15 protein-coding genes are annotated in these 20842 nt (G+C 43.9%); 7 read left to right on the top strand and 8 right to left on the bottom strand.

Annotation, left to right across the window (positions count from 1 at the left end; all coding sequences use genetic code 11):
• Positions 1 to 158 precede the first annotated feature (158 nt).
• The gene (gene lgt, locus H5123_RS07255) at positions 159 to 935 is read left to right on the top strand and encodes a prolipoprotein diacylglyceryl transferase (protein WP_124015528.1); all 777 of its coding nucleotides are present in this window, start codon (positions 159 to 161) and stop codon (positions 933 to 935) included.
• A 115-nt stretch (positions 936 to 1050) separates the two neighbouring features.
• On the opposite strand, the gene H5123_RS07250 is transcribed toward lgt, so the two are convergent.
• Complete coding sequence (locus H5123_RS07250; RefSeq protein WP_124015529.1) at positions 1051 to 1902, bottom strand: sulfotransferase domain-containing protein; 852 nt, start codon at positions 1900 to 1902, stop codon at positions 1051 to 1053.
• 311 nt (positions 1903 to 2213) lie between these two features.
• On the opposite strand from H5123_RS07250, the gene H5123_RS07245 reads away from it, so the two are divergent.
• From H5123_RS07245 to H5123_RS07230, 4 genes are all read left to right on the top strand, one after another.
• Positions 2214 to 2435, top strand: coding sequence for a hypothetical protein (locus H5123_RS07245; protein WP_124015530.1), 222 nt, complete (start codon positions 2214 to 2216; stop codon positions 2433 to 2435).
• Between the two features lie 38 nt (positions 2436 to 2473).
• Positions 2474 to 2926: a hypothetical protein gene (locus H5123_RS07240; protein ID WP_182697515.1), complete on the top strand. Its 453-nt coding sequence runs from the start codon at positions 2474 to 2476 to the stop codon at positions 2924 to 2926.
• Positions 2927 to 3361: 435 nt separating this feature from the next.
• Positions 3362 to 4852, top strand: a complete 1491-nt coding sequence (locus tag H5123_RS07235; RefSeq protein WP_182697514.1) for a SulP family inorganic anion transporter — start codon at positions 3362 to 3364, stop codon at positions 4850 to 4852.
• Positions 4853 to 4884: 32 nt separating this feature from the next.
• Positions 4885 to 5739 carry a universal stress protein gene (locus H5123_RS07230; protein WP_182697631.1) on the top strand — a complete coding sequence of 285 codons (855 nt, stop codon included), beginning with the start codon at positions 4885 to 4887 and terminating at the stop codon, positions 5737 to 5739.
• A 136-nt stretch (positions 5740 to 5875) separates the two neighbouring features.
• Here H5123_RS07230 and fdhF read toward each other — a convergent pair whose 3' ends face one another.
• The 3 genes from fdhF to H5123_RS07215 all read right to left on the bottom strand — a co-directional run bounded on the left by fdhF (position 5876) and on the right by H5123_RS07215 (position 12503).
• Complete coding sequence (gene fdhF, locus H5123_RS07225; protein ID WP_182697513.1) at positions 5876 to 10090, bottom strand: formate dehydrogenase subunit alpha; 4215 nt, start codon at positions 10088 to 10090, stop codon at positions 5876 to 5878.
• A 495-nt stretch (positions 10091 to 10585) separates the two neighbouring features.
• Complete coding sequence (locus H5123_RS07220) at positions 10586 to 11302, bottom strand: oxidative stress defense protein (protein ID WP_124015534.1); 717 nt, start codon at positions 11300 to 11302, stop codon at positions 10586 to 10588.
• 187 nt (positions 11303 to 11489) lie between these two features.
• On the bottom strand, positions 11490 to 12503 hold the full coding sequence (locus H5123_RS07215; RefSeq protein WP_182697512.1) for an AraC family transcriptional regulator: 1014 nt from the start codon (positions 12501 to 12503) through the stop codon (positions 11490 to 11492).
• 156 nt (positions 12504 to 12659) lie between these two features.
• On the opposite strand from H5123_RS07215, the gene H5123_RS07210 reads away from it, so the two are divergent.
• Positions 12660 to 12989, top strand: coding sequence for a 2Fe-2S iron-sulfur cluster-binding protein (locus tag H5123_RS07210; protein WP_124015536.1), 330 nt, complete (start codon positions 12660 to 12662; stop codon positions 12987 to 12989).
• Positions 12990 to 12999: 10 nt separating this feature from the next.
• The gene (locus tag H5123_RS07205; protein ID WP_220487571.1) at positions 13000 to 14157 is read left to right on the top strand and encodes an alkane 1-monooxygenase; all 1158 of its coding nucleotides are present in this window, start codon (positions 13000 to 13002) and stop codon (positions 14155 to 14157) included.
• Between the two features lie 19 nt (positions 14158 to 14176).
• Here H5123_RS07205 and H5123_RS07200 read toward each other — a convergent pair whose 3' ends face one another.
• The 4 genes from H5123_RS07200 to H5123_RS07185 all read right to left on the bottom strand — a co-directional run bounded on the left by H5123_RS07200 (position 14177) and on the right by H5123_RS07185 (position 20831).
• A complete protein-coding gene (locus H5123_RS07200; protein WP_182697510.1) occupies positions 14177 to 15310 on the bottom strand; it encodes a sensor domain-containing diguanylate cyclase in 1134 nt (377 codons plus the stop codon).
• Between the two features lie 626 nt (positions 15311 to 15936).
• Positions 15937 to 16314, bottom strand: coding sequence for a DP-EP family protein (locus tag H5123_RS07195; protein ID WP_182697509.1), 378 nt, complete (start codon positions 16312 to 16314; stop codon positions 15937 to 15939).
• Positions 16315 to 16348: 34 nt separating this feature from the next.
• Positions 16349 to 19648, bottom strand: coding sequence for a winged helix-turn-helix domain-containing protein (locus tag H5123_RS07190; RefSeq protein ID WP_182697508.1), 3300 nt, complete (start codon positions 19646 to 19648; stop codon positions 16349 to 16351).
• A gap of 220 nt (positions 19649 to 19868) precedes the next feature.
• The gene (locus H5123_RS07185) at positions 19869 to 20831 is read right to left on the bottom strand and encodes a 2-dehydropantoate 2-reductase (RefSeq protein WP_182697507.1); all 963 of its coding nucleotides are present in this window, start codon (positions 20829 to 20831) and stop codon (positions 19869 to 19871) included.
• Between the last annotated feature and the right edge of the window lie 11 nt (positions 20832 to 20842).

Here is a 20842-nt window from a genome sequence, read left to right as displayed (position 1 = left end):
CGGTACACGGTCATTTAGGGGTAAATGTTACCTTATTTGGCTGCTGTATGTTTATTAGTTAATGAAACTTTCTCTTGAGTCGCGTATCTGGGTATCATCTGCGGCAAAGTTGTTTTAGCATAATGCGACAAAACATAGCAGCAATTGGAGTAGGTAATTTGGAACACATCATTTGGGATCTTGACCCTGTGCTGATCTCGTTCATGGGGTTAAAGGTTCATTGGTATGGGGCGTTATTTGCATTAGCGATTGCGACTGGCTTTCAAGTGATGAAGCGCATTTACACAAAAGAGGGTTTAGATGTTGAATCTCTCGACAACCTGCTGGTTTATTGTGTGGTCGGCATTATTGTTGGTGCGCGTTTAGCCCATTGTATTTTCTACGATCCGAGTTATTACTTGGCACATCCGTTGAAAATTTTCGCCATTTGGGAAGGGGGACTTGCCAGCCATGGTGGTGGACTAGGGGCGATATTGGCCTTGTATTATTACCAGCGCAAAGTGAAGTTACCGTTTTTATTTTTACTTGATCGTTTAGCGATCGCGACTGCCATATTTGGCTTTTTTGTGCGTTTGGCAAACTTTGCTAATTCAGAGATTATAGGTGATCCAACCACGCAGCCATGGGGCATTATTTTCAAGCGGATTGATATGATACCGCGTCACCCTGCGCAACTGTATGAGTCGTTTGCTTATTTATTGATATTTGTTGGCCTTTACGCCATTTATAAATATACCAATATGAAGCAAAAGCACGGTGCGATATTTGGCGTGTTTTTAGTATCGGTCTTTAGTGCGCGTATTGCGATTGAAAGCGTTAAAGTCAGTCAAGCGGCCTACCATGAATCAATACTCAGTGCCGGACAATGGTTAAGCTTACCGTTTTTATTCACTGGCATTGTATTGCTGATTATGGCTTACCGTAAACCCAGTTAAGCGCTGAGATACCATATAGAATCTATAACAAAAACGTCCTATGCCAGATGGCATAGGACGTTTTTTTATAAGGATGATTTAGCCATAAGTGACTTATTTATCCTACTGTTATTTTCTATAATGGTTTCATACCAGCAGGCAAATATTTAAAGCGCTGCATTTGTTCGTAATGCGTGTTGACAATTTTTTGCACTTGTTCAGTCGTGAGTTTAGTTTTCCACTGATGCTTGCCACCATTTCTAAAGAAGGCATTAGCATTTTCGTGTTTCTCTACAAAGCCGCGTTTATTTTCTTGGGCTTTTAGTTGTGCGAAAGAAGAGTGCTTAATGGCATTTTTTAATCTAACAGGATCCTTTTTCAAGCCTAAAAATGACTCCACTTTTCTGAAGGCTTTTTTGGGGTCATCCAAAATATCTTCGTAGCGTAAAATCAACTTTGAAGCATCATCGGCGGTCCAACTAGACACGTGCATAGACCAAGAGGTAATGATTTGCGGCACATGTGGTACTTCATTTGGTGTGCCAGTCATTTCTTCTGCCATATAAGCTATGGCTTCATCTATGGTGTAATCAAAGTAATTGGCCATTGAAATGGCCACATCTAGCGGGTTACGGACCACATAAATTGCCCCTGATGTTACCGTCGAATTATGCAGTGGCTGGCTATTATATTCGCCCAAGTAGTTGTGGGTTTTGACAAATGTAGTGCCATTGGCTTGGTGAGCAATATCAGCCTGAACCTGTGGCCTCAGTACACTAATTTCTTCTAAAGTCAGTTCGGTGGTGGCCGTTTTATCTTTGGGTAAATAAGGTCGATAACGGTGCGCAGCCGATTCCGCTGTCGAAATGGTGTGCATGGTATTGATGTCGATTGGCTGATCTTGATTTTGAATGTAATTTTCTAAAAATGCACGCACCCAGGTATTACCCGATTTAGGGTAAGAGGCCACCCAAAGTATGTTTCCCATCCGTAATCCTTTGTTATTATTTTTGCGTCGTTCAATGCTGTAAAACTACCGATAATTGTCCGAAATGGCAAGTTTACTGGGGTGTTTAGCGAGGAATTAGAGTGTGATTATAGCGATGATAATATCACTCAATGTAAACCTTGTTATGCATATCACCCTTGATCCCCCACGGTTTATTGTTAAGTAATAAGATTGATTGCTTTACATCAAATTGCGAGCAAATGTAACATGCTTGTTAATGAATGCCTTGCGACAGTTTGCTAGAGGTAATTTAGGCTGTATTAGGTATAAAACAACAAGGAGAGTTTTTGATGAATGTTAATGCAACGCTGGTTGGTCAGTTAATTGTTATTTTCGCATTGGTAGTGGGTGTTATCAGTTATTTTATTGGTCGTCGTAAAACACAATCGCCGATTCTGGCTGGTGTGCTTGGCGCTGTATTATCAATTGTACCGCTATTTGGTTTGATCTATTTAGTGGTGTTGATGCTAAAGAGTGATGTTAATTTAGGCGCAGAAACCGCAAGTCGTTAGCAAGGATGTGTACAATATTGTGACTATGGACAGCATATATGAAGTATTTACCTTGTTTAGTCGCTAGTGTTTTAGTGTTATATGCGAACTCACTAGCATTTCAACTATCGGTAAAATATTCGCCGGTAATCGATTATCTTCTATTAGTGCCCGATTTGAATAGTCACAGCTGGGAGTACTTATTAATCGCGGGTTATGATGCCTCGATTCGGCTGCTGGCAACTTTGTTTATTTTATTGATATTTAAGAAGATTGTTCCTCGGCCTCCCTTTAATGTTAAGGCTGCTGCTTTGATACAGTTGCCATTTGTGTTTCTAGTCGTACTAAATTTCGATTCAACTGATTCAACATTAATTCCTGGCTCTGCTTACGAAGCATTCCGGTTACTGGGTTCTATTTCAGAGTGTGTTTCAGTATTAATGGCTTTCGGCTTAATCGTTGCGTACAACAAATTCACCTCAGAAAAAATTGCGGTTACCTCTTCACCATAGCGTTGGGTATTATCAGTTGAGCCTTAAAAGGTGATAGCTGAGTTTTGTGGTACTTTACCGCGCTAACTCGGCTCTCATTCAGTCGCTGTGTCCGTGGGGTTACCCTGTAAACGCTTTGATTTTACCTAAGCAACCCTTTATACTTGCCGCTGCATTTTTATGCAGTGCGCGTTTATTAAATTTTAAGCTTAATGTACATATATTAAAGAGGTTGTCTTTCCGTAATGAATATTAAGCCGCATTAGTTTTTCCTCCCCTATTTGGATCACTAAGATCCGTCCGTAATTGCTGCCTTGTTGGTAGTTTTTGTTGTATATCATTATCCAATATCATTTTGTCGCATTAATGAGTTAATTTCACTGCTGACGCGCAGATATGTCTGGCGTTCACATCTGTTATTGGCATATTGGCTAACATTAAAACAGAGTAAAACACATGATACAAAGCATGAAAAAAGAGTGGTTCTCTAACATCCGTGGAGACCTATTAGCCGGTATTGTTGTCGCGCTGGCGTTAATTCCTGAAGCGATTGCCTTTTCGATTATTGCCGGGGTGGATCCCAAAGTTGGCCTATATGCTTCCTTCTGTATTGCAGTCGTGATTGCGTTTACCGGCGGTCGTCCGGGCATGATTTCGGCCGCGACTGGCGCTATGGCGCTATTGATGGTGACCTTAGTTAAAGAGCATGGTCTTGAGTATTTATTAGCGGCGACGTTATTGACCGGCCTGTTCCAAATTGCAGCAGGTTACTTAAAACTGGGCAGTTTGATGCGATTTGTCTCGCGTTCGGTCGTGACCGGCTTTGTGAATGCACTGGCCATTTTGATTTTTATGGCGCAGTTACCTGAGCTTACAAATGTGACGTGGCATGTGTACGCCATGACCGCAGCTGGACTGGGGATTATTTACTTATTCCCATTAATCCCTGTGATCGGAAAATCCTTGCCGTCACCTTTAATATGTATTGTTGGCTTAACCATTTTTGCGGTGTATATGGGATTAGATATCCGTACCGTAGGCGATATGGGGCAGTTGCCAGATACCTTACCGATTTTCCTTTGGCCAGAAGTGCCATTGACCCTTGAAACCTTAATGATCATCTTGCCTTATTCTGCTGGTCTTGCGGTTGTTGGTTTATTGGAATCGATGATGACAGCAACTATTGTTGATGACTTAACCGATACCCCAAGTGATAAAAACCGCGAATGTAAAGGCCAGGGTATTGCCAATATCGGTGCGGGTTTACTGGGCGGTATGGCGGGTTGTGCCATGATCGGTCAATCAATTATTAACGTTAAGTCTGGTGGTCGTGGGCGTTTGTCGACATTTTCGGCGGGTCTTTTTCTGTTAGTGTTAATTGTATTTCTGGGGGACTGGTTAAAAATGATCCCGATGGCAGCACTTGTCGCGGTGATGATCATGGTGTCTATTGGAACCTTCTCTTGGGATTCTATCCGTAACCTTAAACATCATCCTTTATCGACCAATCTTGTGATGGTTGCCACAGTAGTTGTCGTTGTCGCTACCCATAATTTAGCGATTGGGGTATTTGTGGGGGTGCTACTTGCCTCATTATTCTTTGCCAATAAAGTGGGCCGTTTTATGGTGGTTAAAAGCAGCGACACTACTGCAGAAACCGGGCGTCATTATCACATTATTGGCCAAGTCTTTTTTGCCTCAGCAGATAAGTTCAGTAACTCATTTGATTTCAGAGAAGTGGTTGATAAGGTGACGATTGATTTATCTCAAGCACATTTTTGGGATATTACCGCCGTATCTGCTCTGGATAAAGTGGTGATTAAATTCCGCCGTGAAGGGACTGAAGTTGAGATAATTGGCCTTAACGCTGCCAGCGCGACCATAGTTGATAAATTTGGTGTGCATGATAAACCGGAAGACGTTGAAAAAATGATGTCTGGTCACTAAGCCCATAGCAACAGCATAAAAGGATAATAATGATGACAAATGTGATTGCCTGTATTGATGGTTCAAAAGCCACACACGCGGTATCTGATGCTAGTGGGTGGGCGGCGATGAAGTTGCATGCCCCGGTGACGTTATTACATGTATTGGATAAGTCTGCCTACCCGACAGAGTTAAATTTGTCGGGAAATATTGGCCTTGGGAGTCGTGAGCATCTGCTGGCTGAAATGGTTGAGCTTGAAGGACGCATGAGTAAACTCGCGCTCGAACAAGGTAAATATATGCTCCAAGATGCTCAAACCAGTATTGTTGCTGCACAACCTTCGGTGGTGGTGCAAACACTGCAGCGCCATGGGGATTTAGTGGAAACGCTACTAGAGCAGGAAGCCGATGCCAGACTGGTGGTTATTGGTCGTCAAGGTGAGCAACATCAAGATCAGGCGCAAGCGATTGGCAGTCATTTAGAAAGTGTTATTCGCACGCTTAAGCAGCCGATTTTAGTGGTGATGGCTGAGTTTACAATGCCAAGCCGTTTTATGATTGCCCATGATGGCAGTGCTACTTCGAAAACCGTGCTTGAACGAGTGATTAGCAGCCCACTACTTAAAGGGCTCGAATGTCATTTAGTCATGGTGTCTGATAATCAGTCTCAAGCGCTAATCGAATTGACCTCAGTTGCCGACTCTCTTATTGAGGCTGGTTTTGAGGTGACAACCGCAGTTTGTCAGGGCGAGGTGCAAACGGCTCTTGAAGCTTATCAACTCGCACACCAAATTGATTTAATGGTCATGGGGGCTTATGGCCATTCACGTATTCGTGAGTTTTTTGTTGGGAGTAATACCACACGGATGATCAGTAAAAGTCATATTCCATTGTTGTTATTGCGTTAAGTAAAAAGACGGCGTCTTGATAGAGTCGCTTCGCTGCTAGGGCGTGACTTCGTCACTGCTAGAGCGTGACTTCGTCGCAGCGATCTAGGCTTCGCTTTTAAGCGCTCTGCGCTTTAATTCACTAAGACACTAGCGGTTAGGCCAAGCTCGTCGTACTTGGCCGTAGTGACTTTTCTGCTTTAACTGCACACACCTTATACTCAGGGATTTTAGCAATCGGATCTAATGCATTGATGGTCAGCTTATTGGCTGCCGCTTCGGCAAAGTGAAACGGTAAAAATAATACTCCTACCTGAGCTCGCTTAGTGACAAAGGCGGCTATCTCTATTTCTCCTCGGCGAGTGCTCAGTGTTAGCATATCACCGTTATTGACACCCAATTGCTCGGCATCAAAAACCGATATCATCACTCTGGGCGCACCTTTAATATCCAGTTCCGGGGTTTTGCGCGTCATGGTGCCAGTATGGAACTGTTCCAGCAAACGGCCTGTTGACAGGGTTAATGGATACTCGCTATCGGGCATTTCGACAGGGAGACGGTAACTCACTGGGATCATTTTGCCTTTGCCGCGTAAAAATGTCTCTGTGTGTAAAATCGGTGTGCCAGGATGGTTTTCATCAAGGCACGGCCACTGTAAACCATCTACCTTGTGTTCAAGGCGTTGCCAGGTTAACCCTTGGTATTGCGGGGTAACCTGGTTAATTTCTTGCCAAATATCTTTGGTGCTGTGGTAATGCCAGTCTGCATCAAGGCTATTGGCAATCATTTGGATTATTTTCCAGTCTACCAGCGCATCTCCTGGTGGAGTTAACGCCACCCGTAATTGTTGTACCCGACGTTCGGTATTGGTGAAATGGCCATCTTTTTCGGCAAAGGCGGTTGCGGGTAATACCACATGAGCCATTTGGGCGGTTTCGGTTAAAAAGATGTCTTGCACCAGCATAAATTTGATTTTGGATAGTGCGGCGATCACATGGGCTTGATCCGGATCGCTTAGCACTGGATTTTCACCTAAAACATACAGTGCATCGATTTTGCCTTTGACAATTGCTTGCATGATTTCTGTCGCTGCTAATCCTATGTTTGGATCAAGCGAAGTATTGCCCCAAGCTTTAGCAAACTTAGCTTGATGAATCGGGTCATTAATTTTTTGATAGCCGGGATAATAATTGGGTAAGGCGCCCATATCACAAGCACCTTGAACGTTACTTTGGCCGCGCAACGGATTTAGCCCGCCGCCATTGACGCCGATATTGCCACACAGTAGTTGTAAGTTAGAGGTAGACACCACGTTGTCATAACCCGAGGTATGCTGGGTGATGCCCATGGCGTAATACAAGGCCGTTTTGTTTGCGGTGCCGATCATTTTTGCCATAGTGGCAATATCTTTTGCCCTTACACCAGTAATTAACGCCGCATTGGTTAAGTTATAATCTGGCTTCATCACTTCTTGCTTAAGCAATTGATAGTCTTCAATACGGCTATTGATGTAGTGCATATCTTGCCAGTTATTGATGATAATTTGCTGCATGATGGCATTGAGTAACATCACATCTGTGCCCGGTTTATGTGAGACATATAAATGGGCGCTGTCTGCGATAGTGGTTTTTTTTGGGTCGGCCACAATTAAGCGCGCGCCGTGTTGATTGACGGCTCGTTTAATATGCGAGGCAATAATAGGGTGGGCGCTGGTGGTATCGGAGCCGATGATAAAAATCACATCTGAGTCTTTAATACTGGGAATATCATTGGTCATGGCTCCGCCACCAAGGGTATCGGATAAGCCGGCAACTGATGATGAATGACACAGTCTCGCGCAATGATCTATATTGTTGGTACCCATGATGCTGCGGGTCAATTTCTGCATTAAATAGTTTTCTTCATTGGTGCATTTAGCCGAAGATAATGCGGCAAACTTGCTTGGCCCAGTGGCATCTTTAATCGGTTGCAGTTCCTCGGCAATATAGCGAATGGCCTCGCTCCAAGTGGCGGGTTGTAGCTGACCATTTTTACGAATTAATGGCGTGGTAAGACGTTTAGGGCTGTTTAAAAAGTCAAATCCAGAGCGTCCTTTAACACACAGCATCCCCTCATTCACCTGTGAGTGAGTATCGCCTGTGACGCGCATAACGTGATTTTTGCTTTGGTCGACATGCAGTTCAACCCGGCAACCAACGCCACAATATGTGCACACGGTTGAGGTTCTGGTTAACGCTCTATCGCTGCCTTGGGTTTTATCGCGGGCATCAACCAAAGCACCTGTGGGGCAGACTTGTACGCAGTTACCACATTGCACACAATCGCTGTCATTCATCGATGCAGTAAAGCCAACACGAGGGGCGTTGCGGTTAATGCCTGCGGTTGTAGCATCAGGAAGTGCTTGATAGCTATTGGCTTCAAAAGCGATAACATTATGACCACTTTGCTGATGGCAGGCGTCAATACAGGCTCCGCAACTGATGCAACGATTGGCATCAAAAGTAATAAAAGGTGCACTGTTATCGACTTTAAATTTACGCGCCTGGGTTTGGTCTAGAGTTTTGCCATCGACTTTATATTCGGTTGCATAGTCACGTAACTGACAAGCGGTATTAGCTTGGCAAGCACATTCTAAACAGCGCATAGCTTCTTTTATTGCCTCATCGGCAATAAAGCCTAGCTCAACTTCGCCAAAGTTCAGTGCGCGATTTAATTGCGTTAGCTCAGGCATTTTTAGTCGCGAACGTTTAACGGTGCCCGGGTATAAGTCAGCAGACAATGACGCCGTGTTATCGGTTTTTGTGGAGTTAAAATCTTGAGGCTGTAAATGACAGGTTAACCCCTCAGTGAGTAATCCTTCAATTGCTTCAGCGGCTTTTCGGCCATCGGCCACCGCACCCACGGCGGTTCCTGGGCCGGTGCGAGAATCACCAATAACAAACAGTTTCTCCACTCCTGCAGACATGGTTTGCTCACAACCAAGAAAAGTATGCCAGCGGGTGAGGGCAAGGTGACCGGTGTCGATTTGGTTTTCTGGTTGCTCTAAAAAGTCTAAATCCACCTGTTGAGATACCGCCGCAATAACGGTATCAAAAGCTTCTTCAAAGGTTTCACCGGTGGCTTTAGGCGAGCGTCGCCCTGATGCATCGGGCTCACCGAGCGCCATTTTAGCAAACGTCACAGACTTGACTCGGCCTTGGTCATCACTGTGGTTTTCAATTGGATTGGTAAGAAAGTGAAACTTAACCCCTTCGACTTCGGCTTCATGTATTTCATAGGGTTCAGCGGGCATTTCATCGCGGCTACGGCGATAGATTAAGGTCACATCAGCACCATCGCGCACAGCGGTTCGGGCACAATCAATTGCGGTGTTACCCCCACCAATAACGGCGACTTTTTTGCCAGTGATCAATGTCTTGTTGGTGCAATAATCGCGTAAATAGTCGACACCCAAATAGCAGCCTGCTAAATCGCTGCCAGGGTAATTCATTGGCACCGCTTTTTGTGCGCCAATGGCGAGGCAAACAGCATCATAATTGGCGACTAAATCGTGTAGATTGATGTCACGACCGAGTTCTACGCCAGTTTGTATCTTAAGTCCGTTGCGAGTGAGTAGTTCAATTTCTTTATCCAGAATGTCTTTGGGTAAGCGGTACTCTGGGATGCCGTAACGTAACCAGCCGCCCGCTTTGGCTGCTGATTCCATAATCGTGACATCGTGACCATTATTAGACAGATAATAACCGGCAGTTAGCCCCGCAGGGCCACTGCCGATAATGGCAATACGCTTATTGGTTGCCGGTGCTCTTGGTGGTACATAAGACTCTAGATCATGTAAATCTAAATCTGCGGCATGACGTTTTAATTGGCGAATCGCCACAGGTTCATCAACAAGCCCTCGGCGACACTGGGCTTCACAAAAAGCAGGGCAGACACGGCCAATTGACAGTGGCATAGGTAAGGTTTTTTTGATGACTTTGACCGCTTCTTTATGCTCACCTCTGCCGATATGATACAGATAAGACTGCACGTCAACGCCCGCAGGACAGGCAGTTTGGCAAGGGGCTTCACAATCGGCAAAATGGTCGCTGAGAATATGCTTAAGTGCATCTTGACGGATTTTGCTTAAAGCGCTCGACCGAGTTATCACCTCTAAACCCGCTTCAAGCGACGTTTCACATGCGCGAACACATCGTAAACTGCCATCATTATTTTTTATGTGTACTTGGCATAAGTTACAGTGCTGTTTGGCTTGATTGTGGGAAAAATCACACAAGCTGGGGATATTAATACCGGCGTCAGTGGCAGCTTTTAATAAGTTATCTGCCTGAGGCAGCGATAACGATATGCCGTCGATAGTGATATCTATCATTGCAATACCTTCTAATTGGTTGAGTCACTGGCTAGGTTTTGCTGCCATTGAGAATACGACGATGAGGGCTTTATTGAGCGACCAAAGCGCAGATCGACTGTGTCTATAGAGGGGGAGAACTGTCAGTCATGCAGGTCCATCTTGATAACTTTTCTCTCGCCTCCCTAGTCGTATTAACAGCCATTTACAATAGCCATATACAATGTAGCCAGTTTAATTTGCTGGGCGATACTCAATTGTGACCTAGATCATTTTTAATGAAGATAAATAAAACTCATAAATTTAATTGCTATTAAACAATTGTTTGGAGTGTTTTTTAACTTGTTGAGATGACGGGTTTGGTGAGGTTTTTATATTGCTGTTCTGTATGTTAAACAGTTGGATGCGTTAATGGTTTCGCTGGTGCTAAATTGAAACAGGCTCAACGGATGCCGTTGAGCCTGTTTGTTGTTGCTGCAGTATTTGTTGCCGTTGTATTTGTGGCTATTACAGTGGTTATTTCAGTTTAAATACCACTTCGACTCTGTCGCTAATTGTCACTTGGCCTTGCTGATAAGTTTGCGCGACATCTGAACTTACTTTCATGCTGGCGCGGTACATTTCTGGTTGATTTGATTGTTGCGGAAAGTATCTCACCTGCCATACTCCGTCAATTTCTTCACCAAAGCCTTTGGCTAACGATTGCGCTTTTTGCTTGGCATCCACAATGGCAGCTTGGCGTGCTTGCTCAATAATATCGGCTTCTTTGCTGGATTTTAGCTGTATATTACTGATGTTATTAATGCCTTCTACTAAAGCGCTGTCGAGTAATTCATTTAAGCTGTTCAGATCCACAACTGTGACTGTCATTTGGCGACTTGCGCTATAGCCGGTTAGTTTACGGGGTTCATTTTGCACATACATGTATTGTGGATTGAGTTGCAAATTAGCACTTTGAATGTGTTTTTTATCAACACCCGCTTTGAGTAAACGCTGCATAAATTGGCTGACCGCTTGGTCGGCTTGATCTTTAGCCGCTTTAGCGCTATCGGCTTCGACTAATACTTCAACATTGATGATAGCCATGTCTGCAGACGCTTCTATGGTGCTGGTTCCCACGGTTTCAATATTTGCGAAACTAAGCTCGGCCGCTTGCACCGTGGATAAACTGCTGCTGGCGGTTAAGGTAAATAATGCGCCAGAGATAATGCTGGTAAGTAAAGTTTTATTCATTGATGACTCCGCTAATGGTTAGCTTAATGCTGTGAGAATACAGGTTTAAATGGGTCTGTTAAGAGTGTAAACGTAGCCAAATTAAAAAAGGGTTTTTTTATTGATCATTATTTACATTAAAAGATATCAGCATAGGTTTTAAGCTGCTCAAGTCATATGAGCAACCCAGACTTTATCATCTTAACATTCATATTGCAGGGTGCGCTTTTTGCTGCAGGCGGTACTCGCTTGGCGTGGTACCTTGCCAGCGCTTAAATGCTCGGCGAAAATTAGCTACATCCACATAGCCTAATTGATAGGAAAGTTGTTTAATACTGCCTTGAGATTGTGACAAGTAGTGCTTGGCAATCTGATGATTTACCGACGCCACAATACTTTTATAGCTACTTTGCTGTTGGGCTAAATGGCGATGTACCGTGCGAGGTGTCATGTGAAAATGCGCTGCAGTGTCGCTTAAGCTTGGCAATGGCACCGGGCTTTGCAGTAAATACTGGTATAGCTTGTCGCTCAAACTTTGTTGACCGTTAAGCTGCTTAAGTTCGTTAATACACCATTGTTTAGCTTGCATAAATGAGCTGGGGTCGGCCATATCAAGAGGTTGTGTCATTGATGCTAGGGTTAACATTAGCTGGGTCTTAGCTTGATTAAAATGAACCGGAGCCTTAAATAATTCTGCGTACTGCTGCCAATAACTGGGTGGCGCAAAACTGATATTCACCTGGCATAATGGTGACGATTGCGGCGTGAGTTGTTGTAACAACTTAGTCAGGGTCACTAAAAGAGCATCCATATAGGGTTGCTGTATCATGCCCAGTGGTTGAACTGCTTCAAGGGTAACAACCAAAGCCTTGGTCGTTTCGTGGATGCTTATCTTAACCAGCGGCGTACGGGTGTTAATAAACTGCTTTAATGTCTCAATGGCTTGTTTGAGAGTGCTGCTGTTAAGCATGGCAAATCCCATCATGCCATGAGTGTTAATACCGATACGATTACCCACATGTAAACCTAAGTCTGGTCTGGCCGAAAGGTGAATGGCAGAGGCGATTAGGCGTTGATAATCATCAAAACTTACTTGATAGTGCGGGTCTTGTAATTGCTCAAGTGTCATACCATTATGAGCTAGCCAGATATTAACATTACAGTCCCACTGGCGCAGCTGTTGGTAAACTTGGTTTAAGTAAAAAATCGGCAGTGGCTGCATAGCATCCTTATCAATGGCTTTTATAGCAATCCTGTTTATCAGTTGTAATGGATTTATCCGTACTTGTCTATTAATGACCCCTTTATGTCCATCTCCCCCTCTTTGCTAGCTTGTCTGCTGGCGTAAAGTAAACCTTTAACCTTTAAAGGACTGTATATGTTGTCGATGTTTACCGCCAAAGCAGTGAGCTTAACCATTAATGACGCCCTTGTGGTTGAGCAAGCCAGCGTAAAACACACTATTTTAACTTCGGCACTGGCAGCCAATATTGCCTTTCCCCATCATTGCCAGGTTGGCAGTTGTGGCGCTTGTCGGTGCCAGTTAGTGTCCGGTGAGGTTAAACAATTAACCGACAGTGCTTATGTGCTGTCAGCCAAAGCAATCGCTCAAGGAATGATTTTGGCGTGTCAAAGCATGCCAATATCTGCTGTCAATATTAAGGTTAATCTGCTTCAGCGTCAGTTGGCTGATGAACCGCAAGAGTGAGGAGATGTTAATGTTTAAGTACCTTAAGTTTATGTCGCTTCACCTTATGGCGCTGATCGCCATTGCCAGTATTACTTTAGGTGAGTCGTACATTAGTATGGGTTTTGCCATTTGGGTAGCGGTGTACTTAGGCGGCGATATGATATTTGGTGATGATGTACAAGCGCCAAGCTATCGCTTTACAGCTTTACTGACGTGGCAGTTATGGCTGGCGTTGCCCTTAACCGTGATGTTGGTATTTGTGTGCTGCTGGCAATTTGCCAGTCAAGATATTGGTCAATATGGGGCTTGGGTCAGCAGTCTTAGTGGTTATGATGTGTTACTCGCGCGTGAAAATACCAGCGTGGTTCAGTATGGGGTGATGGTGATTTATTTGGGCTTAGTGGTTGGGGTAATGGCCACCATTACTGGGCACGAATTAACTCATCGAACTTGGCAGCCGGTGTCATTATTGATTGGTCGCTGGTTATTGGCATTTAGCTTTGATGCTAACTTTGCCATTGAGCATGTGTATGGGCATCACAAATATGTCAGTACCTTGGACGATCCCGCCACTGCGCCTCGTGGTCGTAATGTCTATGCGCACATTGTTATATCGACCATTAAAGGCAACATAAGTGCATGGCATATTGAACGCCAAAGGCTGTTGCGTAAGCAGCTTGCTGTATGGAGTTGGCATAATAAAGCGTTAAGAGGCTATGCCATGAGCTTAGTCATTATGCTGTGGGTGTTCTGGCTGGCGGGTTGGCAGGGATTAAGCTTTTTTGTGCTAATGGGGTTATGGGCTAAAGCGACCTTAGAGATAGTTAATTATATGGAGCATTATGGCTTAGTGCGAGCCGTTAATTCGCCAGTACAGGCGCACCATTCTTGGAATACAAATAAACGAGTGAGTTCGTGGGCGATGTTTAATTTAACCCGCCATTCGCATCATCATGCTCAAGGGCAATTGCCTTATCATCAATTATTGCCATATCCACAGGCACCGCAAATGATTGGTGGCTATCTTAGTACCTTTGTTATTACGCTTATTCCGCCATTATGGCATCGGCTCATGTTGCCTAAATTACAGCATTGGGATGGGCACTTTGCCACGCCTATTGAGTATCAACTTGCTCAGCAAGCCAATGCAAACAGTGGTATTGCTGCTTACCAAGCTTGTGCTTAACCTTACTATTCAGTTAGCGTTAGCTACTCATATTGATGCGGTTACGGCCGGTTGATTTAGCGCGGTAAAGTGCTGTGTCTGCGGCGCAAACCAGTGCGGTTGGCGTGCGGTATTGGCCACTGCGTTCACAGGCGATGCCTTGGCTAACACTGATTTTAGTTTGTGCAGGTAACCCTATGTCGGTAAAGGTTAACTGGTTAATACGGCGTTGAATGTTTTTAGCTATATATTCTGCTGTTAACGGGTTGCTGTTAGGTAAAATAACCACAAATTCTTCGCCACCATAACGGGCAGCCATGGCATTGTTAGAGGGGAGCACGTCTGCCAGTACTTGGGCAATTTTTTGCAAACATTTATCACCGTTAACATGGCCAAACTGATCGTTAAATATTTTAAAATAATCGACATCGATAATGATTAAACACAGCGGTTGGTCGTGATTAATGCTGTCGTTCCAGTTGGTTTGCAGGGCATCATCAAAAGCATGTCGATTGGCAAGACCGGTTAATTTGTCGGTATGCGCTAAGTGGCGCAGTTTATTGTATTCGGCTTTGTGCGAAGTCAGGTTATGCATAATGCCAATAAATAATGGCTCCGAGCCTATTTGTATTGACGGTAAACATGACAATGATAAATCGGCTTCGAGCAACGTGCTGTCGGCGCGGTTAATGATAATTTCTTTAGGCCCATGGTTAAACTGAGTCACTTTATTGCTTTGATCGCTGGCGTTGTTCCACAGGTCAAATAAAGATTGATACTCATCTTTAAAAGGACTTTGTAGATAATCGGTCCAGGTTTGACCAATTAACATTTCAGCTGGAGCACCGAATAATTTAGCGCCTAACGGATTAATCATCTCAATAACGCCAGCGGAGTTAATCACAAATATCGCTTCTGAAATCGCGTTAATCACATTGAGTAAGGTGCGAATTTGTAAGTTATCTACTACAGCCATTTTGCCATTCTGGTTTGCTGAAGTGGCATCAAAAGTGGCATCAAACATCACCGCCGTCGATGATGAGTCGGCTAGGGTTTCAGCTTCAACACGCAGTGGTATTTTTACCGCGTTAGGATATTTAGACAATGAGTCTGTTAATTTAGTCACACGAGAAATCGTGTCATTGAGTTCAGTTAATTTATCATTGGTAAACATGGTGCATTTCCTCAAGCGTTTGGTGTTGGTAACCCCTTGTTGATGTCAAACACTCTATTAGGAATGGGAGCTTTTAACCTTTCGGTAATCTTCTGATTTTAACTTATTGATTTATATTGAATTAAATTCACATTTTATTTTGTCAATGTGTTGTGATTGAGTGGCTTATGTTGCATGTACCTGAGATGCGGCTTAATTTTATTGCTGGGTTTTAGGTTTTTCCTCCCTGGAATCGATAATATTCTTAGCGAGAATAGCCTGTTGTACGGCAATATTTGCTTGTGATTGTGACAGATATTGGGCCGTCATTGGCTAGTGTTTAGAGCGTTATTTAGCAGCAGTTTGCTCGCTGCGCTGTTGGACAATAATGGTGTTTTATACCCAGTGAACGGGCAAAAGGAAAGCCCAAGTAGGGTTTTATTACTGGATAACATATCGAACACAACAACTCAGATCATAAAGTGAAAAGTCATTTATGACCTTTCATTATGCGGCCACTGTTGATATCGCAACTGGATAAATACCAGCCATTTTAGCAATCGTTATGCTATTGGTTAGTTTATCAGGCTGAACAATATTAAAGCTCAGGGATAGCCCTGAGCTTTAATATTAGATGTATTTAATGTTTAGTTTGGGTGATTGACGATTTCAGGATCGGGACTGAGTACCTGCAAGGTATTGCAGCTGTTTGATAATACAAACTGAAAGCCGGTATTGCCTGGTGTTTTATCTAAATCGGTTAATTGAATCAATGTGCCATCGCTGCTGATGGTAATCGCATCGATGATGCCGTCAAATGGGGTAGTAAACGCCGCACCAACAAATTTTAGCCCTTTACCGGTTTTATCAATTAGCTGGTAAGAGATGGTGCTGTATTGGTTAATGACCACATTGCCACACACAGGGGAGCCGTCAATGTTAGTATAAGTAAATACTGGTACATCTTTATCACCTAGGGTGATGGTGAGATTAAAAAAAGTTGCTTGGCCTTGAGTGTTTGACATTATATTCTCCATATTTTTTGTTAAGGGTTAAGGGTTAAGGGTTAAGATACAGGGTAAATCTATAATCGGTTATTGCCGAACTTTCTAGCCGTTGAACTAAATCAGGGTGTTGCGCAAGTTCACTGAGACAGTCTAAAGCCTTAGCATAAGGAATTGTAAATTGTGGGTCGTTATTTTTTTCAACAATAGTTGCTAACAGATTTTTAGATTGCCGACACAAGGTGATAACTTGTTGTGGCTGGCCTATGGAAGCCAGTAATGACGCGGCTAACATATTGCTTTGGGTTAAATTCGCCACATAAAGTGAACTTTGGTTAAACTCAGTGGTTAATTCGCTAAAAGAGGATATTGCTAGACGCGCATAAACAAGGCTTTCTGAAAGCAGTCCTTGTGACGCTAAATAATTCGCTGCGGCCATTTGATATTTTGCCCATAACTCATTTTTTTTGTTGGAGGTTTGTAAGTACAAATCTTCAGCAAATATGGATGCTAATGAGTCAACACTGTAGCTCATAGTGTGTTCAATTGGTTCAAGACTAAAAGCCAACATATTCAGATAATCATGATATTGCAGTATTTTCCAAACTTCATTTTCAGGGTCTTGTTTTAGGGCATTGGTAATAGCAATGAGACCAAGTTTTGCTTTTTCAAAGGCTTGTGAGTTATGACTTCGATAACTTAACAAAATGGCCAGTTGTTGGTAGCTACTGGATAGTCGTTCAAGTAAATAAGGTTGTTTTTCTAATGCTTGATTTGACAGCTGCTGTTGAATTTGTTGGTGTATTTGTATCGCCGCGGTAATGTCGCCTTGGGCGGTGGCTGCGCTAGCAAGCCACGAACGCGCATTGGCAATATCGGCAATTAATTGGCTTTCGGTGTTATCTTGTTGCCATAGTTGTAACTTGAGTAGCAACGATTGCTCAAATGCCCCACGGGCATCGGTAAAGTTTTGCTGCTTCATGTATATCGAGCCAAGAGTGTTGTGGGCATAGGACAACTCCATAATGGCATCGTTATCGTTTGGCGCGTATTGATACATGGCTTGGCTGTATGTTAAATACTGTTCGAACCATGGTTGAGTGGCAAGCCAATCACTTTTATCGTATTCAAGCTGGCCGAGCCAAAAAGCATTGGCGCCTAAGGTTTTGAGTAAACTGAGGTGTTGCGGTTGCATTTCGAGTAACGGCAGCATGCGCTCACGGGCGGCGATTAAGGCGCTGTGGGCCTCGTCGATATTGCCGCGAGAATAAGCCACTTCGCCCATGGCTTCTAAGGTTTGGCCGTGTTGAAAGCGCGCTTCAAAGCTTAAATAGCTGGCATCGTCGGCCGAAAAATCGCTGAAATATTCCAGTGCTTTGTTACTGATCCCATCGAGCAAGTCCATGCGGCCAATGCCGCGCATTTTGTCGGCGAACTCACCGACCATAAAACCGAGTAAGTTTTCTGCCGCAAGGCGTTTTTGTTGTGCCTGGGTTTCGGCCTCAATGCTGCGAATACTCATGGCGACCGAAATGAGTGTCAGTGCCACAAGGGCTAGCATGACTGCACGGCGGCGCCAGCGGCCGATATTGGCTTGTTTGGTTGAGGCTTGAATTAGTGCCAGTTCTTGAGGCTCTAAACTAAACAATTGGTTATCGAGCAATGTGCTTGCTTCTACTAATGGTTTGCCTTCTGCCAGTAAATAAGCATTACTCTTTGACTCGGCCAACCAGCGGTTAGATTGATGCTGTAAACGGCTTTTAATGGCTAAACTGTCGCTGTGTTCGGTTATCCATTTTGTCGCACGGGGCCAGCGCCTTAATAGCGCTTCGTGGGCAATACTAAAGCAGGCTTGATCGTGTTGCAGATGCGAGACAAACAAGCGGTTATCAACCATGGCTTTGACGAGGTTTATCTCAGCATCACTACTGAGATCGCTCCAGCGGGCAGTGTTGCTGGTGATTGATTTTTCGTCTTCGGTGAGGGTGACTAACATCGACAGTATTTTCGGCAGTGCAGCGCGTTCGCTGTTACTTAATTGGCCTAGCACTTCTTCAGCATTTTTACCGATGGCGCCTTCAATCCCCCCTAGCGAATGGTAAACCGACACCAATAATTGGTTGTCATCATCTTTGTTCAAATACAGTGATTGCAAGGTGTATTGCAACATGGGCAAAGCATCAGGGTTTGAGGCGGCGTCACTGCAAAGTATTTCGTCCAGCGGCATTGCGGTATCGGGATCGAGTGTCCAGGTAAGGTTAGCTGCATTGGCCGGCAAACGGATCATTTGCATCAGCTCTGCTCGAGTTGGCGCCGATAAATCGAAATGTGAGCCATTGGCTTTGCCTGCCATTAGGCTAGGGTGGCTTACTACCTGAGGATAAAAGTCATTGCGGCAAGCACTGATAATTAATATTATCCCTGAAACCGCAAGATTTTCGAGGATATCTAATACATTGTTACGTTCGGATTCGGTAAATAATGGCGACGCTAATAAGATTTCTAAACGGTCGATAAACAATGAAAAATGGGGCCGACTGTATGTTGGGGTATTGTCATCATTGATGGATGAATGATTAGCTAAAGCTAGCTGACAATATTCAATAACGGCATTGATGTCGTTTTGCAATTTTTTTGCCAGCATTTCGGCACTGCAATCGGTAAACACCGCTTGGTCATTGATTTCCCAGTCGAGCATGGCACTGGCGATATCGATAATTAAACGGTCTTTAGTGACATCGGCTAAATCTAGGTTGGCATTATCAATGACGCCAACCCCGTTAAAGCCATTTTTGGACATCAAATTAGGCATGATACCGGCATTAATGAGCGATGATTTACCTGTACCGCTGGGGCCGAGGATTAAGCAGAAGGCTCGGCCGAATTCAACTTGTTTAGTGATGCGATTTAATAAGGTGTCAACTTGCTCACTTCGGCCAAAAAATACGCTGGAGTCGTTGGTTTCAAATGCACGTAAGCCCGGAAAAGGCGAGGCGCCTTGCCATTGTGCGGGGGTGACTTTAGCATGGTGACCAACAGGAAATTCAACACTGGCGATGGTGCGATAACCCCGTTTACGAATGGTTTCTATGTACTGCGGATTAGATGCTTGATCGCCTAATGCTTTACGCAGTTGGGTAATCACTTTATGCAGTGGATTATCGCCAATGGCAATGTCACCCCAACATTGACGAATAATATCGTCTGGGGTGAGTACCTCTCCTTGGTGTTGGCATAGCAGGCGTAATACATCCATGGCTTTAGGTTCAAGGGTGCGGATTGTGTCACCCGATTGAACACTGTTACTCTGCGGATTAATTTGCCAATCACCAAAAAAGAAAGTGCTGTTGCTCATGTTTGTTTTCCAATGCGTTAATCACGTTAATGTTGGCCAAATATAAGTCACTCCATGATCACTTTCATCCAGAGCTAAGCTCAGTCAAAAGGCCTATCAGAGTTCGTCTTTATTTGTGCACATTTTATTATATTGTGCGATTACGTCAGTTGTATTTTTGTTATTAAATTGTACCGCAAAACAATCGTTACCTCGACAACTATATCACCTATGTATTGAGTTAATCCCTTTGTTCTAACTGCTTTATTTGTTCTACTATCGATTGATTCACCGGTGTTTTTACGCCATATTTTTTGCCAATTTTAACTACAGCACCATTAATAAAGTCGACTTCGGTTTGTCGTTTCGCCTTGATGTCTTGCCACATAGAAGAACGAGCTTTGGGATCGATATCGAGCATCTGTTTAGCTAATAATGTAAATAACATATTGGGTAGCGATAATATTAGCGGTAACCATTGAGGTTTAACCTTAGTGTATTGATGCAGTTCGATGTCTGCGGCTTCGCAGACGTTTAACCATTCTGTCATTGCACGAGCCAGTTGCCGACGGCTAGCATAATGGCTGAGTTGCTGTTTGATGGGTAAGTCGCTAAGAGCATTTAATGCATTGTTAAGGTTTAACAATAGCTTGCCATAAATTATTGGCAGCATATTTTGATGCAAGTCGCAGCCAAAACCCTGTTTAATCATTGCTGCCTGAATTGCCTGTGTGTGATGGTTTGTTTGTAAGGTAAACACGCCTTCGGTACCTTTATGAAAACGGCTATTGGGCTGTTGTAACACATTAAAGGGGGTGATGCCCTGGAGCAGATTACAGTGGCTTAGAGACTGGTTAATGCTGTCGAAGCTGCCGAGGCCATTTTGCATAAAAATAATACTGCTGTCGCTGTGCGTTATCGCGATTAATGACTTGGCGATACTGCTAACCTGGTGGCACTTTAAGGTGACGAAAATTACATCAAATGGTATGTCAATTGGCGCCTGATCGATATCAGTGATAATGGCTGGTGGCATGACGGTTTGTAAAAAGCCTTGGTAGTCACTTAAGGTAATACCGTTATTGGCGATAATGTTTTTTTTCATCGTCGGCCTGCAAATGAGGCTAACATCAAAACCAGACAAACACAGCTGGCCGGCTAAATAGCAGCCAGTAGAACCCGCGCCATAAATTGCAATTCTCATTGGATTATGTC

The organism is Shewanella sp. SR43-4, from assembly GCF_014163845.1.
GTDB lineage: Bacteria > Pseudomonadota > Gammaproteobacteria > Enterobacterales > Shewanellaceae > Shewanella > Shewanella vesiculosa.
This window is presented reverse-complemented; position numbering and strand designations above follow the sequence as displayed.